At 63.0% G+C, this 13,714-nt stretch carries 15 protein-coding genes and 1 pseudogene; 6 read left to right on the top strand and 10 right to left on the bottom strand.

The annotated features are described in order from the left end of the window. Positions 1-150: 150 nt before the first annotated feature. On the top strand, positions 151-540 hold the full coding sequence (locus tag Y590_RS26575) for a hypothetical protein (protein WP_144440007.1): 390 nt from the start codon (positions 151-153) through the stop codon (positions 538-540). Positions 541-589: 49 nt separating this feature from the next. Here Y590_RS26575 and Y590_RS17755 read toward each other — a convergent pair whose 3' ends face one another. From Y590_RS17755 to Y590_RS17770, 4 genes are all read right to left on the bottom strand, one after another. Then, positions 590-865 carry a hypothetical protein gene (locus Y590_RS17755; protein ID WP_144440008.1) on the bottom strand — a complete coding sequence of 92 codons (276 nt, stop codon included), beginning with the start codon at positions 863-865 and terminating at the stop codon, positions 590-592. 2 nt (positions 866-867) lie between these two features. Then, positions 868-1,131 carry a hypothetical protein gene (locus Y590_RS17760; RefSeq protein WP_060771013.1) on the bottom strand — a complete coding sequence of 88 codons (264 nt, stop codon included), beginning with the start codon at positions 1,129-1,131 and terminating at the stop codon, positions 868-870. A gap of 13 nt (positions 1,132-1,144) precedes the next feature. Further along, complete coding sequence (locus Y590_RS17765) at positions 1,145-1,843, bottom strand: hypothetical protein (RefSeq protein ID WP_060771014.1); 699 nt, start codon at positions 1,841-1,843, stop codon at positions 1,145-1,147. 99 nt (positions 1,844-1,942) lie between these two features. Next, positions 1,943-2,197: a hypothetical protein gene (locus Y590_RS17770; protein WP_060771015.1), complete on the bottom strand. Its 255-nt coding sequence runs from the start codon at positions 2,195-2,197 to the stop codon at positions 1,943-1,945. Positions 2,198-2,415: 218 nt separating this feature from the next. Here Y590_RS17770 and Y590_RS17775 point away from each other — a divergent pair, with 218 nt between their 5' ends. Then, positions 2,416-3,801: a hypothetical protein gene (locus Y590_RS17775; protein ID WP_060771016.1), complete on the top strand. Its 1,386-nt coding sequence runs from the start codon at positions 2,416-2,418 to the stop codon at positions 3,799-3,801. 82 nt (positions 3,802-3,883) lie between these two features. Here the strand turns inward: Y590_RS17775 and Y590_RS25930 are convergent. The 4 genes from Y590_RS25930 to Y590_RS17795 all read right to left on the bottom strand — a co-directional run bounded on the left by Y590_RS25930 (position 3,884) and on the right by Y590_RS17795 (position 10,184). After that, positions 3,884-4,638 (bottom strand): IS5 family transposase gene (locus Y590_RS25930; protein ID WP_144440009.1). Its coding sequence is split into 2 segments (ribosomal slippage): positions 3,884-4,306 and positions 4,309-4,638, totalling 753 coding nucleotides; the frame shifts between segments, so codons are not numbered across the junction. Between the two features lie 66 nt (positions 4,639-4,704). Beyond that, the gene (locus Y590_RS26845) at positions 4,705-4,881 is read right to left on the bottom strand and encodes a hypothetical protein (protein ID WP_158509755.1); all 177 of its coding nucleotides are present in this window, start codon (positions 4,879-4,881) and stop codon (positions 4,705-4,707) included. A gap of 375 nt (positions 4,882-5,256) precedes the next feature. Continuing rightward, entirely contained in the window at positions 5,257-7,245 is a 1,989-nt protein-coding gene (locus Y590_RS17785; protein ID WP_144440010.1) for a hypothetical protein, read from the bottom strand. A gap of 425 nt (positions 7,246-7,670) precedes the next feature. Beyond that, positions 7,671-10,184: a hypothetical protein gene (locus tag Y590_RS17795; protein WP_144440011.1), complete on the bottom strand. Its 2,514-nt coding sequence runs from the start codon at positions 10,182-10,184 to the stop codon at positions 7,671-7,673. Positions 10,185-10,391: 207 nt separating this feature from the next. Between Y590_RS17795 and Y590_RS17800 the strand changes: the two genes are divergently transcribed. Next, positions 10,392-10,955: a hypothetical protein gene (locus tag Y590_RS17800; RefSeq protein ID WP_060771020.1), complete on the top strand. Its 564-nt coding sequence runs from the start codon at positions 10,392-10,394 to the stop codon at positions 10,953-10,955. 32 nt (positions 10,956-10,987) lie between these two features. Here the strand turns inward: Y590_RS17800 and Y590_RS17805 are convergent, their stop codons facing one another. Then, complete coding sequence (locus tag Y590_RS17805; RefSeq protein ID WP_060771021.1) at positions 10,988-11,299, bottom strand: hypothetical protein; 312 nt, start codon at positions 11,297-11,299, stop codon at positions 10,988-10,990. Here Y590_RS17805 and Y590_RS17810 point away from each other — a divergent pair. Together Y590_RS17810 and Y590_RS17815 are read left to right on the top strand one after the other, a co-directional pair. Continuing rightward, complete coding sequence (locus Y590_RS17810) at positions 11,298-11,798, top strand: hypothetical protein (protein ID WP_060771022.1); 501 nt, start codon at positions 11,298-11,300, stop codon at positions 11,796-11,798. The two genes, Y590_RS17805 and Y590_RS17810, sit on opposite strands and share 2 nt — an antisense overlap. Positions 11,799-11,802: 4 nt before the next feature. Beyond that, a complete protein-coding gene (locus tag Y590_RS17815) occupies positions 11,803-12,306 on the top strand; it encodes a hypothetical protein (RefSeq protein ID WP_060771023.1) in 504 nt (167 codons plus the stop codon). Here Y590_RS17815 and Y590_RS17820 read toward each other — a convergent pair. Then, positions 12,251-12,859, bottom strand: a pseudogene (locus Y590_RS17820) (IS630 family transposase); the annotation flags it as partial. The gene Y590_RS17815 and the pseudogene Y590_RS17820 sit on opposite strands and share 56 nt — an antisense overlap. A gap of 44 nt (positions 12,860-12,903) precedes the next feature. Between Y590_RS17820 and Y590_RS17825 the strand changes: the two are divergent. Continuing rightward, entirely contained in the window at positions 12,904-13,713 is an 810-nt protein-coding gene (locus tag Y590_RS17825) for an IS5 family transposase (RefSeq protein ID WP_060772089.1), read from the top strand. Position 13,714: the final 1 nt, after the last annotated feature.

A 13,714-nucleotide genomic window follows, 5' to 3' on the forward strand; every position in this document is an offset into this window, starting at 1 on the left:
GGTGCAGCGGATCTCCTGCCCCTGACGGGCAATGCGATCGGCCTGGAGGCGTTCGTACTCAGCAGCACTGAGATCTAAGCGCGGGCCATTGGTACGCCGGCCGTCGAGGTACATGTCGTACATATTTTCCGAAGGCGTTCCACAATAGACATGGCCTGGGTGGACACACCACCGATGCCCACAGGAGTGATTGGCAGTCCTGTCCGGAAATATCGGTCCGTCATCTCGAAGCAGCAGAGCGAGCCTATTGCCGCGGATACGGCACTTCGTACCCTGAACATCGCTGAAGGCTATATCGGGATACGTGCTTCGTTCGCTAGCGTACGACCAGCACCCAGTTGCGTTCACGCTGCGGCGGAAGTTGCCCACGATCCGGAACATGGCAACATCTGGGATCACGGTAACTGCGAGCCCTGGGAACGGGGCCTGATGCGCGAGGACGAACTGGCGCGTACGGTGCCCGAAGAAATTGACGAAGCGGCCGTTGATGATCGGCATGACAGTCCCCCCGCCGGCCTTCGAGGCATCGGCGCGCGTTGAGGGGGGCTGCCCGTAGTGCTTGGAGTGCCCGACTGGTGTGATTAGTGGGCTATGCGGCCCGCGGCACCCGCTCGCGAACACGGACTGGTGCAACGGCCGGGGGTAGCTCGGGAGCGGCCTCCGGCATCATGGCGGGCGGCTCGATCCCTAAAGCAGCGTGGCAGGCGGCGAGATGGTCGATCAGCTTCGCCCGCAGGCGCGGCAGGTTCAGACCATAAGCATCGGCCAATCGCTGGAGCGGGACACCCTCCACGATGTGCTGACGGAGGAGCCCGCAGGCGAACGTGAAATCCTCCGTTGCGGGCCGTTCGATCTGCGACAGCACCCTCACAGCTCGCTCCGCGGCACGAGGCGGAAGCCGGGCGGCAGATCGACGTACTCATCAAGACGACCGTGCGCGCCGATCGAGTACGTCCGGTTTTCCGAACGGGTCGCAGCTTCGACGGACCGCCGCAGCTCCGCCAGGAACGCCGTCAGCTCGGCGGTCATCCGAGCCGTTGGCTGCCCATAGGCGTGTCCAACAGCGGTCAAGTCCTCGCCATCGACATGGAGGCGCCTGAGAGCCGCTACGGCGTCATCGAAATCGATCATCGCAGCCTCCCCCTTAAACCCCGGTGACGCCGAGGCCCGGCAAGACCTGCTGCACGCCTGCCGAATTCTTCGAGGAGATCAGCAGGCGCTTGTCCACGAGTTCGGTGAAGGCGGCCTGAGCGGTAGTGAGCGGGATGTCCAAGGCCCGATGCAGATCGGCCGCGTAGATCCGAACCGGCCTCCGCTCGGCCTTCTCCCACTCTGAAACGATGTGGCTCAACGCCCGGATAGCGGCGTCCGACAAGGTTGGGTCCAATTTCCGGAAGGTGAGGACGCGGGGTCCCGACTTCGTGACTAGAACGCGGTCGGCATCATCACGGGCGGCGGCCTTCCTAGCTTGCTCGCGGGCATCGGCCTCGCGGCGGCGCACAGCCTCGGTGGTCATCGGAACGGACGAGGTGCCGATGCTGCGCTGAGCTGGTCCCGGAGCAACCGCTTTCGGGGCAACCGTGGCCGCCTTGATCGAGGCCGTAGTCTTCTCGACACTGGCGATCACGGGCGCGAAAGCCGCCTTGATCGAGGCGGCCAGCCCTCCGGGCGACGGGGCGGCAGCCGGGGCGGCCTGGAGACCCTTCACGACCGCGGAGATCACGGGGGCGGTATCGCGAAACAGCAAATTACCGTGGCCGACGCCACGGTTGCGGTCGGCGATGCTCCGCTCCGCCTGCTCCTGGACGGCGGCCTTACGCGGCCGGATTGCGGTCAAGTTCATGGCGTGTCCCCTCTGGCTCTAACTCTGATGGTTCGTGCGGAACGCACGGACGCGGTGGGATGGTGGAGGCCGCGGGCGCCGGAGGGGGTGGCGCTGCGCTCAGCGCTCAGTGCAACCGGTTTCACTGCGACCCGCATGGCCCTTTGAGGTGCCGGGCTGCACGATCTTGCGGCGCCGCGTCCAAACCTTCGGTTCAACCGGGTCGTTGAGGTCATCGAGCGCGCGATTGACCGCCTCACGGATGAACCGCGCCCTCGAATAGCTTTCCGTCGTATTCGCGGCGCGTCTTTCCTGGACGGCGCGGTCCAGCTTCTCGACAACGTCGGCGCGTTCCTTGTACCCGAGAGCAATCATTGGAGCACCTGAGCAATCTACTACCCAGATATAGCAAAAACCGTATCTACTTGCAATACGCATTGGAGTAAAATAGTATATACCGACAACGACAGAGCCCCCGGACGATAAATCCGGGGGCTCAACGTCTCATGGCGCAGTCGGCTTCTTGGCAGATTGGCGAATTCGCCTCGATCAACACTACGTCTCCATGACGATGTTAAGATTCTAGCCTCGTCATGGCGTTCGTCAAGGTGAGAGCCCTTGTCATGACCGTCACAAGTCTCGATTTTTGTCAAAAAATCCCTTCGGACTTCCTCTCCCTGGAGCGTGCGGTGACCCGGAATGCGGGCGCCGTGATCAAGGACCCCTTCGCGATCCTGGTCCTGCGCTTCATCGCCGACCGCACCTTCGGCTGGTCGAAGACTGCCGAGTTCATCAGCGCCGCCCAGTTCCTCAACGGGATCGTCTCGAAGGGCGGCGAGCTGATCTGTGCAGGGCTGCCGCTCGGCAAGACTAAGCTCTACGACAGCCTGTCGATCCTGAAGCAGGCCGGCGCCCTCACGGTCGAGACCATCCGCGGGCGGGTCCAATACAGCATCCCCCTGGAGTTCGCGATGCAGCTCAAGATGTCGAAGGCCGCAAAGGCGCGGCTCGCCCAGACGGAAGAGGACGATCGCCCGGACCTGGGCGACGACTTCGCGGTAGAGCAGGCCGCTCCGGTAGTTCGTATTGCGGACAGCAGCCCCGTGAAACAGGGTAAGGCAGTTCGCCACGCGGACACTAAAGAGAGAACCAGTTCTTTCAGAACTATAACTGAAGAGAGAAGTGGCGAAGCTGTCGCTTCGCTTTGCGCGGTCGAAGACCCGATTGCTTCTAGTGAGCAGAGCAAGCTCGGGGCTGCTATTGCTTCCGTGAAGGACAAGGCTGCCGCCCTCATAGCGAAGCGCGCTGCGCGGGCTGCCGAGCACAATGGGCTTGCGCTGTTCGAGGGCTTTGCGGCTGCTGCTCAGGAAGCCTGGGTCGAGGCGAGCCCGCTGCCCGCCCCCACGGGGAAGCAGATCGGCCGGCTGCGCAACCACTCGAAGGCATGGAACCACGAGGGGGTCACCTTCCTGGGCTTCCTGGAATGGTGCGCCGCGAACTGGCGCGGCGTCTGGGCCTCGAAGATGTCACACGTTCCTGACCCGAAGATTGCGGAGCTGTTCTCGGAGTACCCCTCCGTCGAGAGCATCCTGATCTTCCACAAGGCGTTCCGCGACAGCTACGACCGGCGTGACACCCAGCGCATCCGGGCCGGGCTGACCCGCCGGGACAACCTGATCCGGCAGTACGCCTACCGGGGCTTTTCCCTCGCGGATGCCGAGCGGGAGGCGGATGAGGTGCTGGCCCGTGAAAAGGTCCGCGAGGACCTGAACGCCGATCGCCTAAAGCATAACGAGGCCGTCCGGCGCCTGGAGGCCAAGGAGCAGGACCTGGATACGCGCATCGCGCTCGGTAAGGCCCGGCTCGCGATGCAACCGGTTTCACTGGCGAGGCAACCGTTGAAAGTGGTGGTTACCCATGATTTGGATAAGTTGCCGTCTCTGCCCGAGTGGAAGGACGAGGAGGAGGCGTTCGCATGAGCATCGGCAGCGTGCCGAAGTTGCGCGCTGTTACCCCGCTATGCTACCCCGCAGCTCAAGCAGCCCGGTCTAGGCTCTGGACTCATAACCAATAGCTGACGGTGGCTGCGATGGAGACGGCGGCGAGATAGTTGGTTGCGAGCCTGTCGTATCGCGTGGCAACACGACGGAAGTCCTTGATGCGACCGAACATACGCTCGATGGCGTTGCGGCCTTTGTAGAGGACTGGCGAGAAGCACGGCTTCCAGCGCCGATTGGATTTCGGCGGGATGTTGGGGGCGGCTCCCGTCGCCTCGATCTGCCGACGGATGGCGTCGCTGTCGTAGCCTTTGTCGGCGAGCAGGATGCGGCACCGGGGCGAACGCTCGAGGAGTAAGGCTCCTGCCTTGCAGTCCGCGACCTGTCCGCCTGTCAGCAGGAAAGCAAGCGGGCGGCAGAACCGGTCGGTGAGCGCATGGATTTTGGTCGTGCGCCCGCCCCGCGAACGGCCGATGGCCTGATTATGCTCCCCCCTTTTCCGCCGGATGCGCAGCGATGCGCCTTCACGGCCGAGGAATCGATGAGCACCTGCGAGGGTGGGCCGCCAGCCTTGGCCAGGGTCTCGAACAGATCGGTCCAGACCCCCTTGGCCGCCCACCGCACGAAGCGATTGTAGAGCGTCTTTCTTGGACCATAAACCTCGCGTGGCGCATCCGCCCAACGCCCGCCCGACTTCAGCACGTGGATGATGCCGCTGATCACCCGACGGTCATCGACGCGATCCTTGCCTCGCGTATCTGTCGGCAAGTGCGGCTCAATCTTCGCAAACTGTGCGTCCGTCAGCCAAAACTCGTCCATCCGGTCCTCCTTCATCACAAAGGAATCACGGACACTCCTGCCAAGCCAAATTTATGGGTCCAGAGCCTAAGTCGTTGATTTCAATGCGCTGGTTGGTTGCGGACGGTTGTCCCACCCCTTCCGCCAATCAAATCGAGCACTTAACCGATCGTCGGCCTCGTCATTGCCCTCCGACACCGCCTTTGGCGTGCCGGGTTTTGTGCCGTACTTCGCCATGGCCTCGTGCAGGTGGGCGGTGATCATGACCTTATTAGATGGGCCGTGAGAAAAACGCCTTCCTGAGTGCGAACAGACGGTGCACGCGGCAGGTCGCGCCGACCCTCGCCCTACCGTCCTCCTGAACGTACGAGCCACGGTCAGCCTCGACAGCGGTGGCGGGAGTTACGCGATCATCGAAGGCGGGATCGATGGCGCGGTTCTTCCGGGGAGGCCGAAGCCTGAGATCGCGGCCAGTCTCCGATTCGAGTTCGAGAGATCGGCGGTGAACGATGGTGCGCGAGCCCGTCGAGTGCACCATCGGAGCCGACAGGGGGACCGCACGCGCGCAAAGCGGGCGGGACCCCTCTTGATGGAAGGATCAAGGACCGAAAGAAATACCATGCGCCTCCAGGCGGCGCGCTACCCAATAGGCTCGCCTTGGCCTTTTAACCGCTTCATGCCTTCGTGGTATCTGCGCTCCTCCCGCTCAATGCACGCGCGCATCTCTTCGTTCTTGGCGCGCACGTCCTTGATCAGAAGCTCGTCGAGCCGCTCTCCGGGAGAGGCGTGGGCGAGGTTTCGCAATATTGCTCCAGCGATCGTATCGGAGGGTGCGGGAGACAGATCGGAACGACAATCGTTGAACAGAGGGCGGAACACCATCCTCGGAGTTCGTTGCGGCTTCCGGTCCATCGGAGTAAAGGCCAGTTTCAGCGCACCATCGCCTGGAAGAAGATGCAACTGGTTCTCGCATTCTCCCGTCGTCCCCAAGACGTTTTCATAAATGTCGCGCACAAGGTATCCGCTATTGTGATTTGTATTCACATAGTAAAACTCGCCGTGACCAATATTTTGTGGTTGCTGTAAACTTCCAAAGACATCCATTGCGCCATGCTGTATCACCGAAGTGTGATGCACGAACATGCCGTCCTCGACGGTGATCGCCAACCGCGCGCGGCCCGTTGCTCTCTCCCGGTAGATCGACAGGAACATGGGCTTTCCACCCCATAAGAAACGCTGGTTGTCGTCCGAGAGCACATTCCACGTCGCTTCCCAACCGCCCTTCGCGTCGCCGACTTGGTCGTCGATGATGCGGACAGCCTCAGGGCCGTGGGCACTCGCCAGCGCGTTCCGGACGCGCTCCAAGTAGGGGTCCAAGATTCGCGGCGGCCTCACCGGCAAGGAAAGCTCCGCTTGTAACCGCTCTCGGAACCGCACATCACACTCGTCTTGCGCCTTCCTGTAGGCGGCATACTCGTCGGTGAAGGTGGGTTCGACCTCCGCGATCGTCACCAACTCCGATCGGTATTGAGTTACGGCGGCCTCGTAGATCAGGGCATTCTCGGTCCCGAATCTTTCGATGAGGGCAGCCACGATCGGGTCATGATCGGGCGAATGCCTCCTGGGGCTGAGCCTGTACGGCACCGCGTCGCCCACCCGGACTGGCGTGTAGAGCACTCCGATCAGAATGCTAGGCGCCAGAAAATGCACCCCGTCGATATCGTCGCTGTCCTCCCCAATAGGCCCATTTACTGGCTGACCGAGCCGTTCGATCTCGTCCAGGGTTTTCAGGCGCAAATCGCGCCACCTCGTGTTGTCTCTCACGTCGCGGGTATCGTCGATCTCGGCGAAAACGCGAGTCGCGTTCAGTGGAAGCTCGCAGGCGTCGTCGAGGTATCGTTCCAAGTCCACGGCGGCCTTAACCCGCGCAAGCACGTCGCCCATGCGCTCGACGAACTCGCGCCGCCCGATTTCGGAGCGACGCAACACCGATCGCGCGCGGGTGTCGAACGAGGTCCCCTCGACGAGGTTGAGCACCGCTTGGCGCCGACCGTCTTCGGGCGCCACGCGTCCGGACGCGGTCAGGTCGGCCCAGGCGTGAGCAAGCCGCACGAAGAATGCTCCGTGGGCGTTGTACTCACCGGCTTTCACAGCCGAAGGAAGCGGCTCCAAGGAAAATCTAACGTAGCGCTTGCGCTTTTTCAGAGCGCTCTCGGCCGGTTCACGCCCAAAGCACTTCTGAAACAGCGCAGCGACGTTCGCATGCACGCTCTCCGCGCCTGCGCCCTCGACCATGCGGCCGAGGTTACGAGCCATGCGCGGCCGATCGGCCTCCGGAATTCTCGGGATCACCGAGACCTCTTCGGCGACACGGTCGGCCTCCTCCAGCCGCGCCCGCGTCTGGAGGAGGCTTTCGGCATGGTGTTCAACGGATCGATCCGAGGTGGCCAACGCAGAGGCGTTGGCTGGTGCTGGAGTGAACCGGGCACGGGCGTCGATAACGTTCTCGTCAGGCACGGGCACCTCCTCGTCAAACGCGAGCAGACCGACAACGACCGCCCGCGCGCCGACGCCTTGCCGCCGCCGGATCGCACCGGATGACCGTGACGACCCGGTCACCGTCGCCAAGGATAAGCTCCATCCGCCTAGCCTTGTCGATGACGGCGATCGGCAGTTCTTCGGCTGCGAGTTCCTGTGCTCGGCGGCTTGATAGGCGTAAGCTTCGTCGGCCGAACGAGGTCGGGATTTCGACGTCTCCGAAGCGGAACAGCAAGGCAATGGCGGCCTCTGTAACACCCCGCTGCGCAGTCCGGGTCCGGGCGTGTTGCGAGAGGCTGAGAGCCGTATCGTAGCAGGTCGGGAGTGTGTCGGTCATCGTGTGGTCCTCGGTTGGTGCATTCAAACTGGCCCAACCGCAGGCACTTCGCGACCGCAGACTTGACGGCAAATTTGGGGTTAAAAGGTCACTTATTTGGGGGGCAATCAGGGGGCGACCTGACGCATGCTTGGCAAGCGGTAAGAGTCAGTGCCCGCTCCCCCGGCGATGCGGCTGTTCACGCGGCCCTCTGTTCGTCGAGCGGCTCCGTCGAGAGACGTTCAAACGTCGTATTCACGAGCCTGACCTCGCGCTCGGTCAGCTTTCCGGCCTTCGGCAGGAGGCGGACGTCGGTGACCCCTGCCTTCTGCATCTTGCCGCGCCAGTACCGCACCTTCTGTCGCTCGGCGTCGGACATGGCGCCGCCCTCATCCAAGCAACGCACCGGCTTGTCGATAATAACACCGGGAGCATGCTCGATGGTGCCACCCAGGCGACGATGGAGGTACTCGGCTTGCTTGCGCGAGAACACGTAGATCACCACCGGCTCGGCAGAGCAGAAATCGCGCAGCACGCAGCGCATCACAAACTGGTACATGGCGTTCGACTCGCGCCAGTCGGTCAAGTCCTGCGCCGTCATCCCGCACACTTCACGCAGGGTGCCGATCTCGAATTGGCTCGCCTTCATTGCCGCGAGCCATGCAACGCGCTTGTAGTGCTGGAGGTCGTTGCGTCCGTGCGCCTTGGGGCTGATGTAGTCGCGCTGGTCGAGCTTCGACTTCGCCCGCAGTCGCTCATTGGCCGTCCAGAGCACCGGCACGGCGTCAGCGTCCTTCTTGATCCAGGCCGAGACCGTTTCGAGTGGCATGTCGCCCTCGCGGAAGCGCGTGATCGAGCTATCCCGATTCTGCGAAAAGTACCTGATGGTGATCCGCTGCGCGGTCGGCACAAGGCGCTTACGGCGCTCGAAGCCGATGGACTCGAACGAAACTCCCCACTTCTGAGCCCACGCCTTGACGGTGACGGACTTCATCGCCTCGTCGCCCAGCAGGCGCACCGATGTGAACGAGCCGAGGTTGAGTGGCGAGACGACAGCGAAGAACTCCAGCCTGCCCCCTTCGGTGGGGTCGTCCCACGCCCTGCGCTTGACCCACACGTGGGTATTCGGCTTCGAGAGCAGAACGCAGAGACCGTGGTGGACCTTGTCGTAGTCATCCACGACCGTCACCCGCGCGAGATCGCGCCCAGCAGTCGTCAGTTCGAGACCATAGCAGTTGCCGTCCGCCTGGGCGGTTTGAACGTAGCGGCGCAGCACCTCCTGATGGTTCTGCGCGTCGATCTTGAACACCTCGAAGACGTCTGGCACCTCATCGAACACGATTTCGCAGTCGCCCCAACGTGACCAGTCCATTTGGGCGGCGCCAGCCTGGGTCACGAAGACGATCGTCGGCCTGCCAGCCGGTTCGTTGTCGAGGTCCTTGCGGATGTTCATCAATTGAAGCGGCACCTTCAGGTCCTGCCGCTGGCTATGCGCCTCGGAAATCCGAAAACGAGTGGCGACCACCGGACCAGCGATCTCGAAAAACTCCTGGCGCCGCTTTTCGATGGTTTCGATTTTGTCCGCGACGTAGACGTAGCGGCCCCGCTCGCGGGCGATGCGGGCGAGTTCGTCGTGCGTTTTGCCCTCACCGCACTCACCTTCCTTGACCTGCACGGTTAGGCCAGTCTCGTCGCGCTCCAGAATAGGGCTCCACACCTCCTCGTCGTTCTCGCCGACCGGCAAGCTCATGATCCAGTCGATGAGTTCGGCAGCCTTCTGCTCGCCGTGCTGCCGGACGAAGTAGCCGCTGTCCGTGGCATCGATTCCTTGGAAGAGGTGCTCCAACTCGCCGTAGGTCAGGCCGCCGCCGGTTTTGGCCCACACCATGCCGAGCAACGCACCCATCGTCTCCCAATGGCTGCGCCCAACGATGCAGTTGCAGTACATGTCAGCCCAGGCCGGGTTAAAAACGGCCGGGTTGTCGAGGCCGATGTCCGGCCGGATCGTGCGGTCAGCGCGGCGCTGAAGCATCGCAGTGACCTGCTCCGGCGACGGTGCCTCCTTAGGAGGCTTGGGCTGTTTGACTTCGACGTACGCCGTCCAGCTACCAGGGTGATGCTCTTGGGTGAGTGTCTGCCGCGCGAGCGCGGCATCGACGCTCAAGGGCGGTGCGTTAAGATGCTCCATCGTCGTGCTGACGTTGGGCGGCGCGAAGACGAAATCACCGGGATCGTAGATCGACAGGTCGGCTTGCCGACCGAAGGCCGTCCAGTTGAGCCAGATCGCGACGCGCAGCGTCTCAGGCCGGGTCATGTCCCGATCAACGTCGATCACCACCCGGAACTTCGGCTTCGCGGGCGAGTGGCTGAAGCTCGTGTACATGAAGTACGCACAACCGAGCCCGTCGAGAGCGGTGGCTACCTCCTCCATCGTGACGGTAGGACGGCCGTAGTCGCTGTTGTCCACGTCGGCCACGAAGAGGCAAAGCTGGTCGGCCTCAGCCGCGCCGCTGCGCCAACATCCGAACTTCGAGAAGGACACGCCGGTCTTAGGGTTGGTGAAGGTTCGCTCGCCGGGCATGTAGGCTGTCGGCACCCAGCCGTAGGTCTCGCGCTTGTCGGCCTGCGGATGTGGGTAGCGCAGGTCGTTGAGCACGTGGTCGCGCAATGCGGCGAAAGTAAGCAGGTCGTGGACGTCCGTCACCGACGCCATGTCCAGGCGCGTCGTGCCGGAGTTCCCGCAAGTGTACATGCGAGTGAGATCGCTTACGCAGTAAATGCGGCTGTTCATCAAATAAAAGCTTTCTGAAACACGAATTAAAGGTCTCAAAACGAGACTGTTTCAGGCTAAACTCACTCCTCTTCTGCCGTCCATATTTATCTCACGCCACAGTCCGCCAAAAAAATATTGAAACAGCCCTTGGCGGCCCGCTACGGTGAAGCATTCCATTTAACGTCGCATTTAATCATGGTCAAAAATGCTCATTCGTATCATCATAAGAAGCCTGCTCCTCCGACGAGGTATCCCGACCGTCGGGCGGCCATCCAGGGGCTCGCGAGCATCCACGACGGCATCAAGGGGCGGTCCATCCCGAGGGAGGTGATGGACTTCTACAAGGTGCTTAAGAACGGCGATCGTTTCCGGCCCCGCATGTTGCGCGAGGTCGTCCTCGGCCTCGAAACTGCGCTGATCAATGGCGTGTCTGATCGGCAGCACCTTCACGCGACCGTCTTGGGGCGGCTTGAAACCACCGTTCGCAAGTGGCCTGTCGGGCATCTCAAAGAATGGCTCCAGGCTGACTGCCGCCGATTGGATAGGCTCCCCTCTACCAGCAACAACCGCCTCGATGCGCTTCGGGAGGGATGGCTTGGCGAGGCCGCCGAGATGATCGGCGATACGTTGGATTACGCCGATGCTCTGGTGCGTGACACCTGGGAAGCAGCGTCGGCCGCCACCTCTAAAGGCGTACCAGTGGGCCCTTGACGCGGTTCTCAGCTACCCAGCGCCATTCGCGATCAATCTTCGCCCTTGAGCCGCTTCGCGGCGGCCGGGCAGAGAAGTGCGAACTGTCGGATCATCGGCGGCATGCCCGACGCGCGAGATGTATCGGCGTCCGGTCCGAGCGGGAACCGGGCGCGTCCCGCTACTCTACTTCCGTACTGGTAGGCGATCGTATCAGCCCGGCAGTTTGCCTGCGCAGACATCCTGTCCCAGCCCTCGTCGCGTAGGTATCGCTCGACGCACTGGCGCACTGCGAGCTTGGCCGCGATCTCAGGCTTCGGCCTCCCCGGAAGAACACCGCGGATGCGGATGCCGGAGTAATCCATGGGAAACATCGTCGCCGCCTTCGGCAACAATTACCCCGCCGATCCGCGATCCGGTGCCGGCATCCGCATCGAGACCAAGCGCGGCCTTACGTGGAGCGCACGGCTCGATTACAGCACCATTGCCTTTTCGCCTGCTGCGCCGACGACAGGGCTTCTCGTGGCCCAAAACGCAGACGGGTCCTTTACGGCCTTTGATATCTCGTCGCTTCCGCTGTCGCCGCAGTTCATCGCTACCCTGCTTTCGGGCCCCATGCCGGCCGGGTATCCGCCGCGGCGAGGGCAGTTCCTTCAAGCCTTGAGAATGTCTGGCGCCGGGCGGGTGACAGCGGTTCGGGCAGCGGTGCCGTCAGACCCAGACGACCCGATTGCCATCGCATGGGAGAACACACTGTTCGTGTCTCCTGACGGTGCCTTGGCGCAGCTCGTGAAAAACACGCTTGGCCTGAGCAACGACGACCTTAACACGATCCTGAACAATGCTCGCACGCTCTCGGAATAGAACCATGCTTCAGCGCGCCTTCGTCGTCCTTGTTCTACTGGTCTTTGCGCCAGCGGTTGTGCGGGCACAGACCTTCACGTTGCCGCAGATCGGCCTTCAGAACAGCGGAGCATGCCCGCAACTCGCCGTGCAAGATCGAGCCACCAAGGCGATGGTGCCGATTGGGTGCATACTGTCGAGCGGGAAGGGGTTCTCTCTCACGCCGAAACGATTTGTGATGGAAGGCCTCTCTCCGCTGGATAAGGATTTGGCGGGCATCAAGAACCCGACCGCCATCCGTTTCGGCGCGGGCAACCAGATCGCGTTCTGCCCGGCCAAGTCGTGCATCCGCGGTCCAGCCGGCGACATCGTTGACCCGGCCTACTTCGACCACCAGCGGGCTTCGCTCTTGGTTTCCGGGCAAACGCAGATCGACGGCCAAGCGCAGGAACAGACGCTAGAGCGTTTTCGGTTTAATCTGGTTCGTATCCTGCTGCGGCGAAGAAGTTGGCGCACTCGTCTGGCGTGACGGTGTCGACGAGGCGTCCGATGGCCGACCACAATCCCTCGACGGTTCGCTCGGCCGCTTTGCGCAGGAGCGCCTTCAGCTTCGAGAACGCCATCTCGATGGGGTTGAAGTCGGGCGAGTAGGGCGGGAGGAACAAGAGCCGCGCGCCGGCTGCCGCGATCGCGGCACGCACGGCCGGCCCCTTGTGGCTTCCAAGGTTGTCCATGACGACGATGTCGCCGGGGCCGAGTTCGGGCACCAGAACCTGATCGACGTAGGCCTGGAAGGCGTCGCGGTTGATCGGCCCATCGAGCACGAACGGCGCGGCGATCCCGGACAGGCGCAGGCCGGCGACCAGGGTCGTGGTCTTCCAGTGACCGTGCGGGATGGGCGAGCGCAGCCGCTCGCCGCGCGGTGAACGCCCACGGGTGCGAGCCATGTTGGTGGAGGTCCAGGTCTCGTCGAGGAAAACCAGGCGCGCAGGGTCGAGATCGGGCTGGCCCTCGAACCAGGCCTCGCGCGCCGCTTTCACGTCCGGGCGTTCCTGCTCGGCGGCGTGAGCTGTCTTTTTTTGTAGAGCGTGTTATGAACTGATAGGCAGGATTGGCGTTGTGGATCATGCCTTCTGATCGCCGCTCCTATCCGTCCGACGTGTCTGATGAAGAATGGGCACTGGTAGCGCCCTACCTCGCGCTGCTGCGGGAGGACTCAGCTCAGCGCGACCACGAGTTGCGCGAGGTGTTTAACGGGCTGCGCTACATCGTGAAGACGGGGGCGCCCTGGCGGTTCATGCCGCACGATCTGCCGCCTTGGGCGGCCGTGTATCAGCAGACGCAGCGTTGGCTGTCGGCCGACAGTTTCGCGGACGTGGCCGGCGACCTGCGGGCGGTGCTGCGGATGGCGGCGGAGCGGGAGCCGGAGCCCTCGGCGGTGATCCTCGATAGCCGGACGCTGCGCTCCTCGCCCGAGAGCGGCGAGCGGGCCGGCTATGACGGGGCCAAGCGCAAGCGGGGTGCGAAGCTGCATCTGGCCGTTGACACGCCGGGCCATGTCGTGGCGCTGCACGTGACGCCCGCCGATGTCGACGACCGGGCCGAGGTCGGCCGGCTGGCCGCCGAGGTGCAGGCGGAGACGGGCGACAGCGTCGAGTTGGCCTTTGTCGACCAGGGCTATTCCGGGCCTAAGCCCGCCGCCGCCGCGAGCGCGCACGGCATCGACTTGGAAGTGGTGAAGGCGCCTGAGGCCAAGCGCGGCTTTGTCCTGCTGCCGCGCCGATGGGTGGTGGAGCGCTCGTTTGCCTGGGCCACCCGCTGTCGGCGGCTGGTCAAAGATTACGAGCGCTACGCCAGCACGTTGGCTGGCCTGCACATGGTCGCCTTCGTCTGCCTCATGCTCCGACAAGCTGAAAAGCTTATGACAAGTGCATAAC

The organism is Methylobacterium sp. AMS5, assembly GCF_001542815.1.
Taxonomy (GTDB): domain Bacteria; phylum Pseudomonadota; class Alphaproteobacteria; order Rhizobiales; family Beijerinckiaceae; genus Methylobacterium.

Coding starts and splice junctions, on each gene's coding strand:
- Y590_RS17815 (WP_060771023.1), top strand. CDS start 11,803: ATGCTTCAGCGCGCCTTCGTCGTCCTTGTTCTACTGGTCTTTGCGCCA.
- Y590_RS17825 (WP_060772089.1), top strand. CDS start 12,904: ATGCCTTCTGATCGCCGCTCCTATCCGTCCGACGTGTCTGATGAAGAA.
- Y590_RS17765 (WP_060771014.1), bottom strand. CDS start 1,843: ATGAACTTGACCGCAATCCGGCCGCGTAAGGCCGCCGTCCAGGAGCAG.
- Y590_RS17775 (WP_060771016.1), top strand. CDS start 2,416: ATGGCGTTCGTCAAGGTGAGAGCCCTTGTCATGACCGTCACAAGTCTC.
- Y590_RS17810 (WP_060771022.1), top strand. CDS start 11,298: ATGGGAAACATCGTCGCCGCCTTCGGCAACAATTACCCCGCCGATCCG.
- Y590_RS17805 (WP_060771021.1), bottom strand. CDS start 11,299: ATGGATTACTCCGGCATCCGCATCCGCGGTGTTCTTCCGGGGAGGCCG.
- Y590_RS17795 (WP_144440011.1), bottom strand. CDS start 10,184: ATGGCGTCGGTGACGGACGTCCACGACCTGCTTACTTTCGCCGCATTG.
- Y590_RS26845 (WP_158509755.1), bottom strand. CDS start 4,881: ATGATCACCGCCCACCTGCACGAGGCCATGGCGAAGTACGGCACAAAA.
- Y590_RS17760 (WP_060771013.1), bottom strand. CDS start 1,131: ATGATCGATTTCGATGACGCCGTAGCGGCTCTCAGGCGCCTCCATGTC.
- Y590_RS17770 (WP_060771015.1), bottom strand. CDS start 2,197: ATGATTGCTCTCGGGTACAAGGAACGCGCCGACGTTGTCGAGAAGCTG.
- Y590_RS26575 (WP_144440007.1), top strand. CDS start 151: ATGGCCTGGGTGGACACACCACCGATGCCCACAGGAGTGATTGGCAGT.